The 18,040-nt window shown below is 55.6% G+C and carries 12 protein-coding genes; 4 read left to right on the top strand and 8 right to left on the bottom strand.

Features of this window, described 5'->3' with window-relative positions; genetic code table 11:
* Positions 1 to 33: 33 nt before the first annotated feature.
* Positions 34 to 984, bottom strand: a complete 951-nt coding sequence (gene lpxC, locus IE105_RS01130) for a UDP-3-O-acyl-N-acetylglucosamine deacetylase (protein ID WP_189494485.1) — start codon at positions 982 to 984, stop codon at positions 34 to 36.
* A 147-nt stretch (positions 985 to 1,131) separates the two neighbouring features.
* Entirely contained in the window at positions 1,132 to 2,595 is a 1,464-nt protein-coding gene (gene ftsZ / locus IE105_RS01125) for a cell division protein FtsZ (RefSeq protein ID WP_189494482.1), read from the bottom strand.
* 203 nt (positions 2,596 to 2,798) lie between these two features.
* On the opposite strand from ftsZ, the gene IE105_RS01120 reads away from it, so the two are divergent.
* Complete coding sequence (locus IE105_RS01120) at positions 2,799 to 4,040, top strand: multidrug effflux MFS transporter (RefSeq protein WP_189494479.1); 1,242 nt, start codon at positions 2,799 to 2,801, stop codon at positions 4,038 to 4,040.
* Here the strand turns inward: IE105_RS01120 and IE105_RS01115 are convergent.
* Positions 4,037 to 5,665 carry a long-chain fatty acid--CoA ligase gene (locus IE105_RS01115; protein WP_189494477.1) on the bottom strand — a complete coding sequence of 543 codons (1,629 nt, stop codon included), beginning with the start codon at positions 5,663 to 5,665 and terminating at the stop codon, positions 4,037 to 4,039. The genes IE105_RS01120 and IE105_RS01115 overlap by 4 nt on opposite strands.
* Before the next feature lie 81 nt (positions 5,666 to 5,746).
* Here IE105_RS01115 and IE105_RS01110 point away from each other — a divergent pair, with 81 nt between their 5' ends.
* Positions 5,747 to 6,712, top strand: coding sequence for a threonine ammonia-lyase (locus IE105_RS01110; protein WP_189494475.1), 966 nt, complete (start codon positions 5,747 to 5,749; stop codon positions 6,710 to 6,712).
* Here IE105_RS01110 and IE105_RS01105 read toward each other — a convergent pair.
* Positions 6,709 to 7,314 carry a nitroreductase family protein gene (locus tag IE105_RS01105; RefSeq protein WP_189494975.1) on the bottom strand — a complete coding sequence of 202 codons (606 nt, stop codon included), beginning with the start codon at positions 7,312 to 7,314 and terminating at the stop codon, positions 6,709 to 6,711. The genes IE105_RS01110 and IE105_RS01105 overlap by 4 nt on opposite strands.
* A 50-nt stretch (positions 7,315 to 7,364) precedes the next feature.
* A complete protein-coding gene (gene tdh, locus IE105_RS01100; RefSeq protein WP_189494973.1) occupies positions 7,365 to 8,399 on the bottom strand; it encodes an L-threonine 3-dehydrogenase in 1,035 nt (344 codons plus the stop codon).
* Positions 8,400 to 8,452: 53 nt separating this feature from the next.
* Between tdh and IE105_RS01095 the strand changes: the two genes are divergently transcribed.
* A complete protein-coding gene (locus IE105_RS01095; RefSeq protein ID WP_189494473.1) occupies positions 8,453 to 9,151 on the top strand; it encodes a ZIP family metal transporter in 699 nt (232 codons plus the stop codon).
* Here the strand turns inward: IE105_RS01095 and kbl are convergent.
* The gene (gene kbl / locus IE105_RS01090) at positions 9,148 to 10,362 is read right to left on the bottom strand and encodes a glycine C-acetyltransferase (protein ID WP_189494471.1); all 1,215 of its coding nucleotides are present in this window, start codon (positions 10,360 to 10,362) and stop codon (positions 9,148 to 9,150) included. The genes IE105_RS01095 and kbl overlap by 4 nt on opposite strands.
* 87 nt (positions 10,363 to 10,449) lie before the next feature.
* Between kbl and IE105_RS01085 the strand changes: the two genes are divergently transcribed.
* Positions 10,450 to 11,067 (top strand): uracil-DNA glycosylase family protein, encoded by a 618-nt coding sequence (locus IE105_RS01085; RefSeq protein WP_189494468.1) that lies wholly within the window; start codon positions 10,450 to 10,452, stop codon positions 11,065 to 11,067.
* Here the strand turns inward: IE105_RS01085 and pbpC are convergent.
* Together pbpC and IE105_RS01075 are read right to left on the bottom strand one after the other, a co-directional pair.
* A complete protein-coding gene (pbpC, locus tag IE105_RS01080) occupies positions 10,999 to 12,987 on the bottom strand; it encodes a penicillin-binding protein 1C (protein ID WP_189494466.1) in 1,989 nt (662 codons plus the stop codon). The genes IE105_RS01085 and pbpC overlap by 69 nt on opposite strands.
* Positions 12,984 to 17,855 (bottom strand): alpha-2-macroglobulin family protein, encoded by a 4,872-nt coding sequence (locus IE105_RS01075; protein ID WP_189494464.1) that lies wholly within the window; start codon positions 17,853 to 17,855, stop codon positions 12,984 to 12,986. Before IE105_RS01075 ends, pbpC begins: the two co-directional genes overlap by 4 nt.
* Between the last annotated feature and the right edge of the window lie 185 nt (positions 17,856 to 18,040).

Genomic DNA, 18,040 nt, shown 5'->3' with positions numbered 1-18,040 from the left:
CGCCCGTAGCCATCGCGTGAAAGTGAGAATATCTTAAGCTGATACGGCAATCGCAGGACGCGGCATCAAATTAGGTCGATTTTTCTCACCCACCACTGCGATTAAGGCCCGAGCACCGGGTAAAACAGCAAACTCCCAAGCGTCTTTTGTTGCGAAGATTTTAGTTAACAGGTCATGGTTTAGTCCGTGACCCGACTTATTCGTCGTCACACGACCGAGAATGGGGCCGCCTAAATACATATCCCCCATCAAGTCCAAAGCTTTGTGCCGGACAAATTCATCATCAAAGCGAAGTCCGCCGGGGTTCAAAACCTCATCGCCATCAACCAAAATGGCGTTATCGAACGAGCCACCCTTGGACAGACCTGCCTCTTGCAGGGCCGCGACTTCATGTTTGCGCGCAAAAGTCCGTGCCGAGGCTAAACGATCTCGGAAAGCGCGCACATCCGGCACGATCTGCAACCGTTGACGGCCAATCGCCGCGTCATCAAAATCAATAGTGACGTCGAGCTCGAATCGTTCGCAAGGCTCAACCTTAGCGCTCGCATCCCCAGCCGAAATTTCGACGGTTTTGAGAACCCGAATATAACGGCGAGGCGCCGCCTGACGATATAAACCGACTTGTTCAATGAGTTTCAAAAAGGGTTCTGCCGATCCATCTAACGCCGGCAATTCTGGCCCATCCAGATCTATGAGAAGGTTGTCCACGCCAGCGGCGCACAAAGCGGCCAGCAAATGTTCGATAGTTGAGACCGTGACGTTCGCCGCGTTGGAAATTGTCGTACAATTCTGAACACCCGTCACCAATTCTGGCTGTACAGGAATGAGATTATAGCGATCTTTAATATCGGACCGACGAAAGACGAGCCCCGTGTTCGGCGCAGCAGGATTCATCACGAGGCGCGTTTGACGACCGCCATGCAAAGAAATCCCCGCGCAGACGGCAGGGGCTCTTAAAGTGGATTGTCGTCTAACGTTGGCCATTGCGCTCCTTGATCATTTTTTAGGAGCTATAGGACGCCTCAACAAGCAACGGTCCGTGACGCTATGTTACGGACCGTTCGCCTTGATTCTATGAGGTTTTCTTGTCTCGCGCGAGTTCGACAAACGCAACTCGCGATCTGCTAGAATTTATCGGTTTTGGAGCCGCAGAAAGCTTGGAATTTCCAACTCATCGTCCACATCGCCGCCAAATAAGTCGCCCGAGTCGGTCACAGGTTTCGCCATAGTCGGCTCAGTTGTTGCCATTGTGCGGCGCGGTTTACGCCCCCAAAGCCCAAAAGGACGACGGATTGATGCGGCCGCTGGCGTCTCAGGAACGGGGATTGGTGCAACAGGGGCCACTGGCGCGACCGGCGCAGCGACCTCAGCGACGCTTGCTTGAGCCCGTCCACCTTGAACGCGAGGCGGATAAGCCGTCTCCGCACGGGCCTCAAAGGGGGGCGGTCCGTTCACAGCGACAGGCTGTGCTTGGACAGCGTCTTCGTCTTGAAAACCATAATCAGCGTAGGCGGCACGGGCTTCCGCCTCGGCCTTCTCATGAACACCAAGTTCAACCACAGGCGCGGCAGTGGGCGCCTGAACAACTTCAGCGGGCTCTGCAAATCGACCAGGTCTCTCTGTCCGTGAAACAGCATCAACGCCCGTCGCGACAACGGAAACGCGAACAACGCCGTCCAGAGCGGGATCGAGGGCAGATCCAACAATAATATTGGCATCTTCGTCAACTTCTCCGCGGATCATTTCAGCGGCTTCGTGGACTTCGAAAAGGGTGAGGTCATGACCGCCCGTGATATTGATTAGCACACCTTTGGCGCCCGCTAATGACACATCGTCAAGCAGTGGATTATTGATGGCTTTTTGTGCGGCTTCTACGGCACGGGATTCACCCGTGGCTTCGCCTGTCCCCATCATCGCTTTGCCCATTTCGTCCATAACTGTGCGGACGTCATTAAAGTCGAGGTTGATGAGACCCGGCACGACCATCAAGTCTGTTACGCCGCGAACACCGGAATAGAGAACTTCATCTGCCAGCTGGAACGCATCCGCCATTGTGGTGCGTTCTGTGGCGACCCGGAACAGATTTTGGTTCGGGATTGTGATCATTGTATCGACTGACGCGTAGAGGTTTTCGATCCCCTGCTCTGCCAATTTCATCCGGCGTGAGCCTTCGAACATGAACGGCTTTGTGACAATACCAACCGTTAGAATACCACGGTCACGAGCAGCCCGTGCGATCACAGGGGCCGCGCCCGTCCCTGTTCCGCCGCCCATACCGGCCGCAACAAAGAGCATATGCGCGCCCTCAATATGTTGCAAAATTTCGTCAAGGCTTTCTTCAGCCGATTGCTCGCCTATTTCTGGCCGCATGCCCGCGCCTAGACCTTGGGTAATTCCTGAGCCCATCTGAACCCGTCGATCAGCACGTGACAGCGACAGCGCTTGCGCGTCTGTATTTGCGACAACAAATTCAACACCGTCCAATCCAGCGTCGATCATATTATTGACGGCGTTTCCGCCAGCCCCGCCGACGCCGATGACGACGATCCGTGGTTTAAGTTCAGTAGCAGCGGGCATTTTAAAATTTATGGGCATCGAATCGCACCTGGATATGGTCAATGAGCGGTTAAGGGACTTCGTGCGGGAAAATGATTAATGGGGCGTTTAGACATTGCAAACTTCTGTTCAGAACCATCGCTGACAGTGCATTCAGGGCCTGCATTTCTGCAAGCCTGACACCCTCGTGATATGACTCATTTCGGATTGCGTGCGCTGCCGTGCAGGCCTAACCCCGATAAATGTCTACATCCGTCCAAAAATCAAACCCTGACGGGTTAAAGCTCTCCATTAGCCACCGTGAGTTTGTCGCCATGATGGCGATGATTTTCGGGCTTCAGGCGCTTGGCATCGACATTATGTTGCCTGCGCTCGAACAAATCGGGACATTTTACGAAGTCTCAAATCCGAACAGCCAACAGTGGATTGTCATCAGTTTCGTTTTAGGTTTCGGGTTTCCGCAGCTGATTTGGGGGCCGATCGCCGACCGCTTTGGGCGCAAAATTCTGCTACAAATCTCACTGATTGGCTATGCCGTCTTCGCTATGGCCTGCATGTTTGCGCCCAACTTTGAGACCCTTTTATTCTTCCGCCTCTGCCAAGGTATTGCCTGCTCCGGCACACGAGTCAGCGCGGGCGCGATTATTCGCGACGTCTCTTCAGGTCGCTCGATGGCGCGCATTATGAGCCTTGTTTTCACCGTCTTTATGATCGTGCCTATTTTAGCCCCCGGTTTCGGGACGTTGATCATCTCGACCCTCGGGTGGTCATGGACCTTTGGCGTTTTGGGCGTGTTTGCGACACTCGTCTTCATCTGGACGGGCTTTCGTCTACCGCCAACGATGCAAGAAGCGCGTCCGATTAGCCTTACGTCAATCGTGGGCGGCTTCAAACGCGTCCTCAGTCACCGCATTAGTTTTGGCTACATGTGCGCGTCAGGCGTGATTTTTGGCTCGCTATTCGCGTTCATCGCGGCGAGTGAGCAGGTTTTCGACGAGGTGTTCAACCGAGGCGACATGTTCTGGGCCTATTTTGCGGGTATTGCTGGCGGTCTGGCGGTAATGAACTATCTCAACAGTCGGGTCGTTGAGCGGCTTGGTATGCGCAGAATCAGCCATACTATGGTTTTGCTTTTCATTGCATCGAGCGCACTAAACCTCGCTTACATGTATTTTATCGGTGAAAGCTTTTGGGTTTTCTACGGTCTATTTATCGTCAGCTTTGCTTGTTTCGGTATGATCGGCGCGAACTTTGCCTCATTGGCTTTAGAACCTATGGGCGACATCGCCGGGACCGCCAACGCCGTCTACGGCTTCTTCACTTCGACCGGGGCAAGCCTGCTCGGCCTCACCATCGCGCAGCAGTTTAATGGCACAGTTATTCCGCTTTTGATCGGGTATGTCTGTCTCGGATTTACCTCGCTCGGCATCATACTGATTACCGAACGAGGGAAATTATTCGAGATTGGTGCGGGGAAAGCTTAGTCTTCCCCCTCCAAATCAAAGTCTTTGTACTGAACTTTGAGTTCGCGTTTCAGGATCTTGCCGGTAGCCCCGATTGGGAGTTCGTCTTGGAAGACGATCGCATCGGGCATCCACCATTTCGCACATTTTTTGGCGATACAGGCCTTGATTTCGTCCTTATCGGGCGTTTTACCCGGCACAGGTTGGACGATCAGCATCGGGCGTTCTTGCCACTTTTCGTGACGCACACCGATACAAGCGGCCATCGCAACGTCAGGGTGATCCGACGCAGCGTTTTCAATCTCGATGGATGATACCCACTCCCCGCCAGACTTGATCACGTCTTTAGAGCGGTCGGTGATTTCCATATAGCCTTCGGGATGAAGGGCGGAGACGTCGCCTGTGGCAAACCAGCCATCTTCAGTAAACGCATCAGAGCCAGCCCCTTTGAAGTAACCCGACGCAACCCAGGGTCCGCGCACATGCAGGTGGCCTGTGGCGACACCGTCTTGCGGCAGGATATTACCCTCATCATCGACGATACGCATTTCAACGCCGTAGATACGCCGACCTGCGAGCAGTTTGTGCGGCACAGTCGCTTCATAATCTGACAAATCCGTGTCCGGATGCGGCGCATAGGTCGATCCCAGCGGCGACGTTTCCGTCATTCCCCACCCTTGTTGCATCGGAATGCCGAGTTCGAGTTCATAAGCCCGCAACAAGCTCTCAGGCAGGGCTGATCCACCGACCAGCGCCTTATTAACCTTCGGCAGCTTGATGCCTTCGGCTTTACAGTGATTGTAAATCCCCAGCCAGACCGTTGGGACGCCCGCCATCAGGGTGACACCTTCTTGCAGGATCACTTTAGTCAGATTGGCGCCATCGAGCGCAGGGCCAGGCATGACCAGCTTCGCACCAACCATCGCGGCCGAATAGACAAGCCCCCAAGCCGAGACATGAAACATCGGTACAACACCGAGGATTGTATCCGCACCGCCGCCGCCAATAACGTCCGTGGCACACCCTGCCATCGCGTGTAAAATCGTTGAACGGTGGCTATAAAGCACACCTTTGGGATCGCCCGTTGTGCCAGACGTGTAACACAGCGTACAGGCTGTGTTTTCATCAAAGCGGGGCCATTCGATTGTTTCTGACGCATCCGCAATAAAGCTTTCATAGTCTTCAACCGGGGCTTTATAGTCTGGCAAACTGGCCTTGTCCGTCAGGCAAACCCAACGTTCGACAGTGGGACATGAGCCATGAATTCCTTCAATGATGGGGCCGAACGTCGTGTCAAACATGACGAATTTATCTTCCGCATGATTGACCATCCAAGCGATCTGATTGGGTTTTAAACGCGGGTTGATGGTGTGAACGACGGCTCCGATAGAACTGACCGCATAGTAGATTTCAATGTGACGATAATTATTCCACGCGATCGTCGCGACACGGTCACCAGTTTTGACGCCTGCGTCCAGCAAGGCATTCGCCAATCTACGAACCCGTACGGCGCAATCTGCCCAGCCATAACGATGTTCTGTTAGGTCTGCATTGACCGACATGATCTCGCGTTTCGAATGCACAGTCGCAGCGTGCTCGATCAGATCTGAAATCATGAGCTCGCGGCTCATCATAAGTCCCAGCATGTATTTTTCCCCGTTTACGGTTTATGTTGATTGTGACCGTCCTTTTCAGACAAGGGGGGGGCGGTCAATACGGAGAGCAAGATGGGCGCACCGACTTACAGGGATGTGATAAAGGCGGCAGAGCGTTTGGAGGGTCACGCCGTCAAAACACCACTGCTCCATTCATCGAGCATTGACGCGATTGCCGGCGCAGAAATTTATTTCAAGGCTGAGTGTTTGCAACATGTTGGCGCGTTCAAATATCGCGGTGCGCGCAATCGCTTGGCCGCAATGAATAAGGCTGAGCGTGCCGCGGGGGTCGTCGCGTTCTCCTCCGGCAATCACGCGCAAGGGGTCGCTCGCGCCGCCAAAGAGCTCGGCATCAATGCCATCATCGTCATGCCGACCGATGCCCCAGCCGTGAAAGTCTCGGGCGTTCTTCGTGATGGGGCAACGGTCGTCAGTTATGACCGCCTGACTGAGAGCCGCGAAAACATTGCCGCCAGTATCGCTGCGCGTGATGGGCGCACCATCGTCCCATCCTATGACGACCCTTACATTATTGCTGGGCAAGGCACGATGGGTTTAGAAATCGCGCGGTCTGGATATGCCTTTGATGGCCTTGTGACCTGTCTCGGCGGCGGCGGCCTCTGTGCCGGGATTAGCCTCGCAATGAATAAAGAAAGTCCCGACACACATATTTTTGGCGCGGAACCCGTCGGCTATAATGATCACCAAATTAGTCTGCGCGCGGGTGAACGGCGCAGTATCAATGATAATCCGCCCGAGACACTCTGTGACGCGATCATGACGCCCCTGCCAGGCACCCTTACCTGGCCGATCAATTCACGGTCACTCAAGGATGTTTTCGATGTAACGGACGCAGACTGCCTCTACGCCATGAAGCTCGCCAAATTACATCTGAATGTGACGTTGGAACCCGGCGGCGCAGCCGCTATGGCGGCGGTCGTGACGGGGCGACTGCCGAACTCCTATAAGCGCGTGGTGGTAATTTTATCCGGCGGCAATGTTGATCCGGCGGTGTTGGACCGAGCGATGACGAGCTAAGTCTTAAACGTCGCTATCTCGTCTAACGACTTCTTCTCTAGCGCATGGGCAGGCACGGTGCATCCGTCCGCTGGATACCCAACGACTAGCAGCACGAACGGCTTTTCTGTCTCTGGGCGCTCGCAAATATTACGCAGAAACGTCATCGGTGCAGGCGTATGGGTCAGCGTACCAAGTCCAACCGAATGCAGCGCCGTGATCAGCATGCCAGTCGCCAGACCGACTGATTCTGTGACGTAATAGTTCTTCCCATGCTCGCCGCGTTTCTGCGCAAACACAGCTATGAGCCACGGCGCCGTTTCGAGAAACGGTTTTTGATCATCCGTGCCCAACGGCGCAAGCGCGTCCAGCCATTCATCCGACGCGCGGCCGTTGTAAAAGGCCCGCTCTTCGTCTTCAGCGGCCTCTCGGATTGCTTTTTTTGTCTCAGGATCAGAAATCGCGACAAAGTGCCAAGGCTGAAAGTTCGCCCCGCTCGGCGCGGTGCCCGCTGTATTTATGGCCGTTTCGATCAGCGCCTGCGGCACAGGCGTGTCGGCAAAGTCTCTGATCGTGCGACGCTTGGACATATGCATACGAAAATCTTCTAACCGTGCCGCCATCTCGGCCTCAGTGAACCGCACATAGCCCGTCAGCGGAACGGTGTCGGCGCTCACACTTGTGTCCAGTCGAGTATTACCTTCCCGGTTTTACCCGTTTCCATCAGGTCAAACGCCTGTTGAAAATCGCGAGCCGGGAAACGGTGCGTAATCATGGCTTTCATATCGAGGCCGCTGTCGATCATGGCGAGCATCTTGAACCATGTTTCATACATTTGCCGTCCGTAGATCCCCTTGAGCGTCAGCGCTTTGCCAACGATCTTACCAAGGTCAACCGGGTAAGGCGTCGCGGGAATACCGAGCATGGCCATGTTCCCGCCCATCAACATGGTGTCGAGCATTTGATCAAAGGCTGGCTTCGCCCCACTCATTTCCAAACCCACATCGAACCCTTCGGTCATGCCGATATCATTCATCACCGCTTTCAAATCCTGATTCATCGAATTGACCATGGTCGTGCGAGACGTGATCGATTTAGCGAAGTTAAGCCGCCAATCATTAATGTCGGTGAGGACAATCCGCCGTGCACCGGCCCGTTCACAGACACGCGCCGCCATAATACCAATCGGCCCAGCCCCCGTAATCAGCACATCTTCGCCGACCAAGTCATAGGCCAGCGCCGTATGCACCGCATTGCCGAGGGGATCGAGGATAGCCGCGATTTCTAAATCAAACTTATCGCCAAGGGGGATGACGTTGAATTCTGGCAAGGCCAAATATTCCGCAAATGCGCCCGGTAAATTGACGCCAATCCCTTTGGTGTCGGGATCAAGGTGGAACTTGCCCGCGCGCGCATTACGCGACCGCGTGCCAACGACATGGCCTTCCCCGCTAACCCGTTCCCCCACTTTAACCCGTGTGACTGTGCTGCCGATAGCCGCGACCGTACCGCCATATTCGTGACCCACCACCATGGGTACGGGCACATTCTTCTGTGCCCACTCATCCCATTTATAGATGTGCATATCGGTGCCGCAGATGGCGGTTTTTTCTATCCGGATCAGCACTTCGTTCGGAGCGATCTCTGGCACAGGTACATCTTGCATCCAGAGGCCCTTTTCTGACTTTGCCTTAACCAGCGCTTTCATCGTATCGACCATTGAACATCTCTATTGTTAGGCAAACCCATAAAGGACAGCCCATGCTGGTTTGGATTTTGATAGCCCTCGTGTCGGGCGCGCTCATTTTGGGCGCAGGACTCGGGTTGTCGGGATGGTTGAGCAACCGGGTTATGGGATGGCTTATTGCCATGGCTGGAGGCGCCTTGATCATTTCCATAACCTTGGAATTGATCGAGCCCGCGATTGAGCAAGCCGGACTCTTGTTTGTGATGGTCGCGATTTTGGCAGGCGGAACCCTCTTCACCTGTGTGAATTATATCATCGACGAAAAGGTAAAGCGTTCTGAAGGAAGCGGATTGCTGGTCGCAGTGACGTTGGACGGCATTCCGGAAAATCTCGCCTTGGGCGTGGCTCTGATTGGCGCTGGCCCCGGAGCTGTCGCCGCTCTGGCAGGGTCGATCTTTTTGTCGAATCTGCCCGAAGCCGCGGGGAGCGCCAAACAAATGAGAGACGGCGGACGTAGCGTCGGCAGCATTCTTGCCCTGTGGTCGGGAACAGCCGTAATTCTTGCCGCGGCCGCGCTGATCGGTTATTTTTCTTTGACCTATGTCAGCGAAGGCGTCTTGGGCATCATTCGTGGATTTGCGGCGGGGACCGTCGTGGTGTCGCTCGCCTCCGAAGTCTTCCCGAACGCCTATAAAAACAGCCGTCATTCGGCAGGTTTCGCTGTGACCGTGGGCCTCATATTTGCGATATGTCTGCATCAACTTAGCAACTAGACAATACCGAGGTCTTTTCCGACCTTTGTAAACGCTGCAATAGCGCGGTCGATTTGCTCTGGCGTATGCGCCGCGCTCATCTGCGTGCGAATGCGCGCCAGTCCTTTGGGGACAACCGGAAAGAAGAACCCGATAACGTAGATACCTTCATCCAGCAGCCGCGTGCTCATGTCTTGCGCCACTTTCGCATCGTGCAGCATGACGGGAATAATCGGGTGTTCACCGGGCAGGAGATCGAACCCCGCCTTGGTCATGCCGTCGCGGAACCGTTTTGCATTCTCAAACAAATGCACGCGCAAATCGTCGCCCTCTTTCGCCATTTCGATAGCCTTAAGCGACGCGCCGACGAGATTAGGCGCAAGACTGTTGGAAAAGAGATAAGGCCGCGAGCGCTGGCGCAGAATATCGATGACTTCTTGGCGCGCGCAGGTGAAGCCGCCCATCGCCCCGCCGAGCGCCTTGCCAAGCGTTCCAGTGAGAATATCAACGCCGCGCCCGCCTTCAAAATCATGAACGCCGCATTGGCTCGCTGTGCCACGACCTTGCTCGCCCATAAAGCCGGTGGAGTGACAATCATCCACCATGAGCAAAGCATCATATTTTTTCTTGAGCGCGACGACGCCAGCAAGATTGCAGATCGTACCATCCATGGAGAACACACCATCCGTCGCAATTAAAATATGGCGCGCACCGTCTTCACGCGCCTGTTTCAATTGGACCTCAAGGTCGGCCATGTCATTATTCTTGTAGCGGTAGCGTTTGGCTTTGCAGAGGCGGATGCCATCAATGATCGACGCATGATTAAGGCTGTCCGACACAATCGCATCTTCGGGACCAAGTAGGGGCTCAAACAAGCCGCCATTGGCATCAAAACAAGCGGCATAAAGGATCGTGTCGTCATAGCCGAGCCACTGCGCAATCGCGTGTTCGAGCTCTCTGTGCTGGCCCTGCGTTCCGCAAATGAACCGCACACTCGCCATCCCAAACCCATGATCATCGAGGGCTTGTTTACTGGCCACGATGAGTTCCGGTGCGTCCGCCAGACCGAGATAGTTGTTCGCGCAAAAATTCAGGACGTCTTTGCTACCGTTATCCTGAATTTGAATTTCCGCGTCTTGCGCGCTCGTGATGATCCGCTCGCGTTTATAAAGCCCGTCAGCCTCGATCTGTTCGAGTTCATTAGAAATATGAGAAAAAAAGCTATCAGACATAAGTCTTCCATTACGGAAAGACGCGCAGATTTCACGCGTTATCTTCGCCTGTTTGTAGAATGGTTTGCCCTTTCAGAGGAGTCTTGAATGCCGAAGTTCGAAAGCCTCCTCACTGAGATCCGGTCATGTCGTGTTTGCGCCCATGCCAATCCCCCTCTGCCCGTTGAACCCAATCCTGTTCTACAAGTCGGGAAACACGCCAAAATCCGAATTATTGGACAAGCCCCGGGCACGCTCGCCCACGCGAGCTCTCTGACATTCAATGATCCGTCGGGTCGACGCTTGCGCGAGTGGTTGGCTGTCACGCCCGCAGAGTTTTACAATGTCGATAATTTTGCTGTCACGCCGATGGGGTTTTGTTTTCCGGGACAGGATGCCAAAGGCGGTGACTTGCCCCCTCGCCGTGAGTGCGCGCCACTTTGGCATCCCCAATTAGACGCGCAATTGCAGCAAGTTGAGCTCACATTGCTGGTCGGGATGTATGCCGTGAAACATGTTTTGGGCGCAAAAGCTGAACGCAATTTAACAGAAACGGTGCGTCATTGGCGCGCTTATGGCCCCAAAATTATGCCCCTGCCACATCCGTCCTGGCGCAATAATGGGTGGATCAAGCGGCATGACTGGTTCGCCGCGGAATTAGCGGAACTGCGGCGGCGCGTCGATCAATTGGTCACGCGTGACGACACGGATATCGGCATTCGTTGATCGGCCTTTTGTGTCGATTGCACTGACACGGTAAAAGCCCGGTGCGTCCGGTGTCCAGACAGATAAGCCACCCTGACGCGGCACAGGAGCACCCGACACGAACAATTGCACAGGCAGCTCACTATCAACAGAAATCGATAGTCCTCGTCCGCTTTGCAGCACCTCCGTCCCGCTGGATGGGAACAGAATAATCGGACCATCATCCGTCTGCGCGGCCACTGATTTCAAGGCCGTCGGCGCGTCAATCGTAGTCCCGTCACGGACCACGTCCGCAAAGGGTGCGGCGATATCAAACAAAAGTGGCGCCGCGGAGCCCCGACCCGTCGCGCCCGGTCGCGGCGCACCGTCCGGGCGGCCGGTCCAAACGATCACGGCATATTCACCCGCCAGCCCGGCGGCCCAACTATCGCGAAAACCATAGGATGTCCCGGTCTTATAGGCGATACGCCCGATACCCGACATATTGGCAAAGCCTTTGGGTACTGGCGCGCCGCGTAAAGCCTCCGTTACCGCCTTGGCCGTTTCCGCTGACACAAGGCGGTATATTTCCCCCTCCGGCGCATCCGGTTTAAATCGCAAGGGCCCCGCCTCGCCGCCATTACCCAATGCCGTGTAAAGTACGGCGAGGTCGCGTGCTGACAAGCCTGTACCACCCAAGGCCAGCGCTAAGCCTTCCCCTTTTGTGTCGCCAACCCGACCGCGTGCCTCTGGACCTGCCGCCGACAATGCCGCCCGGAACCGTTCGGCACCAACGGCGTGCAAGGCTGTGACCGCCGGAACATTGAGCGAATGTTGCAGCGCTTCGCGCACGGTCACAGTGCCGTGGTAGCGGCGCGTGAAATTCTCTGGGCGATAGGAGCCAAATCGGGTCGGGGCGTCGCGCATATCGCTGTCCATATCCAGCGTCCCGTCATCGCGCGCCATCGCGTAAATAAACGGTTTTAGAGTCGATCCGGGTGACCGCACCCGATCAGTCATGTCAATCCAGCCGCCCGCATGGTCTCGTGCGCCCGTCCCGACCAAAGCAAGGACTTCGCGGGTTGGCACATGGATAATCATCGCGGCGGCATTCACGGGAACGGGCTGCTTGTGGGTCCAGTCGGCCAAGTGCCGGGCAACGCGGGCTTGCTCTGATGCATTCAGCGTACTGATCCCGCCGCCAAAGGTCTGGTGTGCGAGGATGTCCCGGTTCGGTAAGGCGCGCTTCTGTGTCGGCACAGGCTGTGCTTTGGCCATAATCGCCGTGTCACGATCGAGCAAACCACCCGTGACCATGCGGTCGAGCACACGGTCACGCCCTGTTTTGGCGGCTACGGGATTACGATCCGGACGACGCGCTTCTGGTGACTGCGGTAGGGCGAGAAGAAGCGCGATTTCGTCTGGGCTTAAATAACGGGGCGATTTACCGAGCCATATGCGCGAGGCGGCCTCAATCCCTTCAATGTTAGATCCGTAAGAAATCCGAGTCAGATAGCGTTCCAATTGCTCGTCTTTGCTCATCCTCAGATCAAAACGAACCGCCTCAATCGCTTCAATCATTTTGGTCGGCAAGGTCCGCGGTCGCGGCTCGTATTGACGCCCGAGTTGTTGCGTCAGAGTCGACGCGCCGGACACAACCTCACCCGCGCTGAAATTGCTTTTGATCGCCCGCCCAATCGCCAGCGGATCGACACCCATATGGCTGTAAAATCGCTGATCTTCGATCGCGATTAATGCCTCAATATACGCGGGATCAATCCGATCTAAATCGGCTTGAAGCCGAACACGACCGTCTTCAACACTCGCAATATGGAGAATTTCACCGCTCCTGTCGCGCAAGACAGAGGAGACTGTATCGGCGTCATCCGGAAGGGTTGGCAAGCAGAACCAGCCAACCGTTAGCGCAATGACGCCTGCGAGTATGAGCGGTTTTTTTCTCAAAGCGTCGGTTGCGGCGTGACAGAAATTCGCCCGCTTGCAGTCGATGCCATGCGGCTTGGACGATACATATCTTCCAAATGCGCGCCCGGCAGGGTGAAGTCCCCTTGAGTGACGGCGCGGACGACATAGGCGACCCGGCGGGTGCTATCGTCATAACGCGACGCGGTGCGCCAAGACGCAATAAACCGATCATCCCGCGCTTCCGTCATGTCTACAGACGATAAATCACCCAACCATGCGAACGGACCCGTCTCACCCGCATCCTCTGGCGTCAGGATCGTTTCAATCTCAAACCCTGCTGGCAAGAGGTCGGCCATGATCCACATCGCGGAGTCGCGACTGCCCGCGTCGGCGTCGATGAGAATAACCAGTCGTTCCCCACGCGAAATTGCTCCGACGCGCATTGGATTACCGTTCATATCGAACAGCGTTTTAGCCAATGTTGCGCCTTGCGAGCGAGCTGGAGTTACGCCGGACGAACGGCCCGTTACGGACACTTGAACCCAGACAGGCGCGCTTTCAGAATTAGACAGGGTCAGCGACCGTATTTGATCAGAAACTGTCCGACTGGCGGCGGCACCGGATACAATCCAGTCTGAGCTACCGCTGAACGGGACGCCGCTCGTGCGACGCCCTGCCAAAGCGCGAAGAACCCAAGACTTTTCATGCGTGTTGAGGTTTTCAGGTTGATCAACCTGCAAGGTCAACATGGCGGACGTCAAAGCCGCTTCTGGCAGCGTGTCTGACAGAGCCACAAGTGCGGCCGCGTTGCGGACGTCACTGTCATAATAGCTCATTCCTTCATCTCCGATCCGGATGGCAGCGCGCGCGAAAGCGGCTTGGGCACGGTCAGTTTCACCCATTGCGGCAAGCGCAAACCCTAAGTGTGACTGCGCAATCGAACTCTTCATCCGCTCGCCAAAACGGCGGTCGAGATAAAGCAAATCTGACTTCTTCACACGGTCATGCCGCGCCAACAAAGCCGATGCGATAGCCGCACGCTCAGCGGAGCGGAGTTCATAATCCGGCGAGTCATTATCCAAACCGAAATTGTAATCGAGTGACAGACTTGTGTTTTCATCAAGGTTTACGATTGAACGGACAGCATCCAGTGTCCGGCGTTTTGCGCCGGCTGGGACGGTCAAACCGTCGGCCTCTGCTTGTAGGATAAAGTCACTGGCATAGAGTTGCAGATAGGGGCTGGCATTACCGTCTCCCCGACTCCACAATCCGAACGCCCCATCTGAGCTTTGTCGACTTAACACCGTGTCGACGGCGGCTTGCACCGATCGACGGCGCTGATCATCGCCAAATCCGGGAATGTTTCCGAGACTTTCAGAGAGTAAGAGCGGCATCGCGACACTGACAGTTTGCTCCGTACAGCCATAGGGGTAATGTTGCAGTGACGCGATCAACGGACGCGGATCGAGTCCCGGCGAGAAGCTCGCAGATACAAGCGTTTCCATCGATTGCGCGATCAGGCCGCTGCGATCCTCTGTGAAATCGAGCGTCACGTCCGCCCCAGCATCAAGCTTCACAAAGCGCGTCCGGGTCTCGGGTAAATTAGCAGAACGGGTTTCGATTTGATAATCGCGAGAGACCGTAAAATCGGGTCCCCGCGCCGAGAGTGTATAGGTTGAAACACCCGCACCCTCAGCGACCAGCGCGATCCCGTCTTCGCTGCGCTCTCCTTGAGCCAACGTCCGCTGGGCTTCGCCAACATCCAAACCGTCGCGGCTCACAAGCGCGATATAGTCACCGTTTGCGCCATCGACATTGTCCATCGCCACGGTCGCAATCGCGCGGTCCCCCGGCGCAAGAAAACGCGGCAGTGAGAGTTGCACGGTCACAGGATCCCGAACGATCATACGCGCTGAATCACTGCCGAGTTTCGTCTTCGACCAAGCCACAGCCATGACCGTGAGTTCGCCTTGAAAATCTGGAACATCAAGCGTGACGGTTGCTGTCCCGTTGCGAATACTTACCGGGCCTTGGAACAAGCTAACCACCGTCGTCGGAACAACGGATAATCCAGCCCCACCGAGCGCATCACCGCCAACACGGTCTCGCGAGGAAAATGGCGCGAGCATCCGTGCGTAATCGTCAAACACGTCGATAGGAAACGCCAGTTTTCCAAAATAATATGCGTCTGGCTCTGGCGGATTATAATCCGTGATTTGCAGAATACCCGTATCGACGGCGGCCAGCGTCAAGAACGCCTGCTCCCCGTCCAATCCGGCCACTTTCACGACGACCTCTTGTTGCGTGCGAGGCAGAACTCGCTCTGGCATATCAAGCGAAACCGCGAGGGTCTGTTTACTACGGTCCATGGGAATATGGACCAAACCGACGGCGCGACGCGGCTGAGCTTCTGCACCCGGCGTGTAAACTGTCACCATGGCATACAAGTCTGTCGTCCAGGCCTTAGAGATGGGCAATCGAATTTCGGATTCACCCTCGTTAATCCGGATCGTTTGCACCGTCTTCACAGCGCGGTCGGCGATCACGAGTTCACCCACGCCCGAAAAGGGTGAGTTCACGGTCAGCACGATTGTGTCGCCCGGCGTCACACTGGCTTGGCTCAGCCCAATTTCAAGACGGTCCGGCGTATCGGCATCCCCGCCTGCGCGGCGCCAGCCAGAACCAAACTGATAAGAGAACCGAGCGCCCGCATCCGTTACAAATTGTAGGCGGTATTCGCCGTAGGGTAGCGCTTTGGAAAACTGATAAGGCTCATTCGCTGAGAGAGACAGAGACGCCTCTTCAACAATGATGTCCCGACGGTCGCGACGGTAGCGCCAGCGGCCATCTTCGCGGTACCAATGATAATCATAATCCTCGCGGATTAGCGAAATCGTGCCGTCCGCCGCGATTTGCTCGCCCATGGCATCAACGGCTATGAGCGCAATATTTGCGGGCATATTTCGCTTGGCGTAGCCGCCATCAAAGGCAGGGTCGAAGCCAACATAGACAGGCTCGGATCGTAGCGGCAGGAACAGGCTGTCACGGACATAACGTCCGCTTGGTTCCGCGACCCCTGCTGTCACGAAGAGGCGCAAAGGTGAGCTAGACCGGAATTCATCTCCGGCCAACTCAATGGATGTTTGGAACAACCCATCCTCAGATGTTGACCCTTGGCCAAAGAAGACAAATTGTTCCCGGTATGTTTCGACCGCGTCATCAAAACCATAATCAGCCCATTGCGGAAACGGATTAGGGTCCACAGACACACGGGCCTCAGCTTCGGCGTCAAGCCCCCGCCCCTTTGCGCCGTATAGAAAATCTGCCGCGATCGTCAGCGGTCGAGGCGTTCCCAGTTGAACAGGTGATTCATCCGCGCGCACATCGAGACGAAGCTGTTCCGGAATAAAGTCTTCCACTGCGAAACGTACGCTCCCAACGACGTCAAGACCATCCAAAGACAGTTCCGCTGTCCAACGTCCGCGCGCCGCCGCTTTCGGCAATAAAATCTGCCGGATCAGCGCCCCAGCCTCATCGCGCGGACTAACCCGCGCCTCAGAAAATTCTGTTCCGTCCGGACGACGAATGATCAGTGTTCCGTCACGGTCAAAAGCTGCTTTCGCCTGCGCATCACGGATGAGGGCCGTCAAATGGACCGTTTCGCCGGGTCGATAGACACCGCGCTCGGTGAACATAAAGGCATCAACCAGGCCAGACGCATCGCGGCCTGTCACGTCGTATGCTGTCAGATCAAGCGGGCTGCGCGCCAGATCAAGCGCAGCAAAATCCTCATCACCCGCATAGGCCAAGACCATTTTTGGGGCCATATTCCCTGTGCCCCGAAGTGCGGCGCCCGGAAAACGGGCACGTCCATTCGCGTCTGACTGAGCCACCGCCAACACATCATTATTACGGGCAATGACAGTGAGTTTGACGTCACTGACTGTACGGGCTGTTGCAATCGAGCGGACAGTCACATCAAGCGCATCAGATGTCCTGTAAGAGGCCAAGGCCAAGTCAGTGACGTAGAGCCAACGCCACGCCGTCGCGGCGCGGTTGGCTTCCGTGGCGCGTTTGATCTCGACGATATAGGCGCCAGGCCCATTCTCGGAGACGACTGACGCCAACGGGTAGCCGACTTCGACCAAGGCATTGACCGCACCTGACATGTCGATTTGATCCGTATGAATTTCAACGCGCGTATTCCACGCCTCACTATTCCAAGACCAGTCGCCCTCGACAGTGGTCTCGCCCATCTCTGGCGTTTGGTCGAACAAGGCGCGGTGGTTGACGCGATAGAGGGTCAAGTCGACAGCATCGGCATTCATGGCTTTCAGGCCCAAAACCGCATTATCTGTTCGGGGTAAAATGATGCCGTCACCCACAAAACCGACCATCGCGGGTTTCGGATCAAATGTGACGGTCTCAACTATTTGTTGTGTGAGCTCAGCTCCGTTCGCCGCCGCAAATCCGGGGAGAACTGTCACCGTTTGTTCGGCCTCTTCGTCCAGCCCCAATAGGCATAACGAACGACCGTCGACTTGTAGAGAGAACGGGGCCTCAGGGGCAACACGAACGAAGGCTTTGTCAGTGATTACGCTATCAGCATTAAGCTGAGAGGAAAACCGAAGGCAGACTTTGGGGGTTCCCTCTTCTGTGGTGGCATTCAGACCCAGATAGCTGAGGGTGCGGGTGCCTTGCTCACTGTCAAAGGCCGGACTTGCGTCAATCGCGGCAAGATCAGGACCATTAGACACGGGGCGGTCAACGCCGGATTGCGTGATAGTTTGCGGCGATAAACCTGTCGTGCCTGAGCGATCAGAGCCGAGAAAATATCCCAATGCGCCTGATCCTGCCAATATGGAGGCCAGCGACAGCCCCAAAATCCAGCCTTTTTGTGTGCTCATATTCGACTCGCCTCCCAAATCCACAAAGAGATTATGCGCTCTCCCGTGATCGCAGGCAAGTTAGACAGATTTACGGCGAAATATTGATGATTTCAGACAGCCAAGGGCAACTCACCCATCAAAGATGATCTTAACGCCGGCTTGACCTTGTTTGTCAGTTGGCTGGTAAGTTTTACAATTTACAA

Origin of the sequence: Algimonas arctica (genome assembly GCF_014652695.1) — a bacterium.
Taxonomy (GTDB): domain Bacteria; phylum Pseudomonadota; class Alphaproteobacteria; order Caulobacterales; family Maricaulaceae; genus Litorimonas; species Litorimonas arctica.
This window is presented reverse-complemented; position numbering and strand designations above follow the sequence as displayed.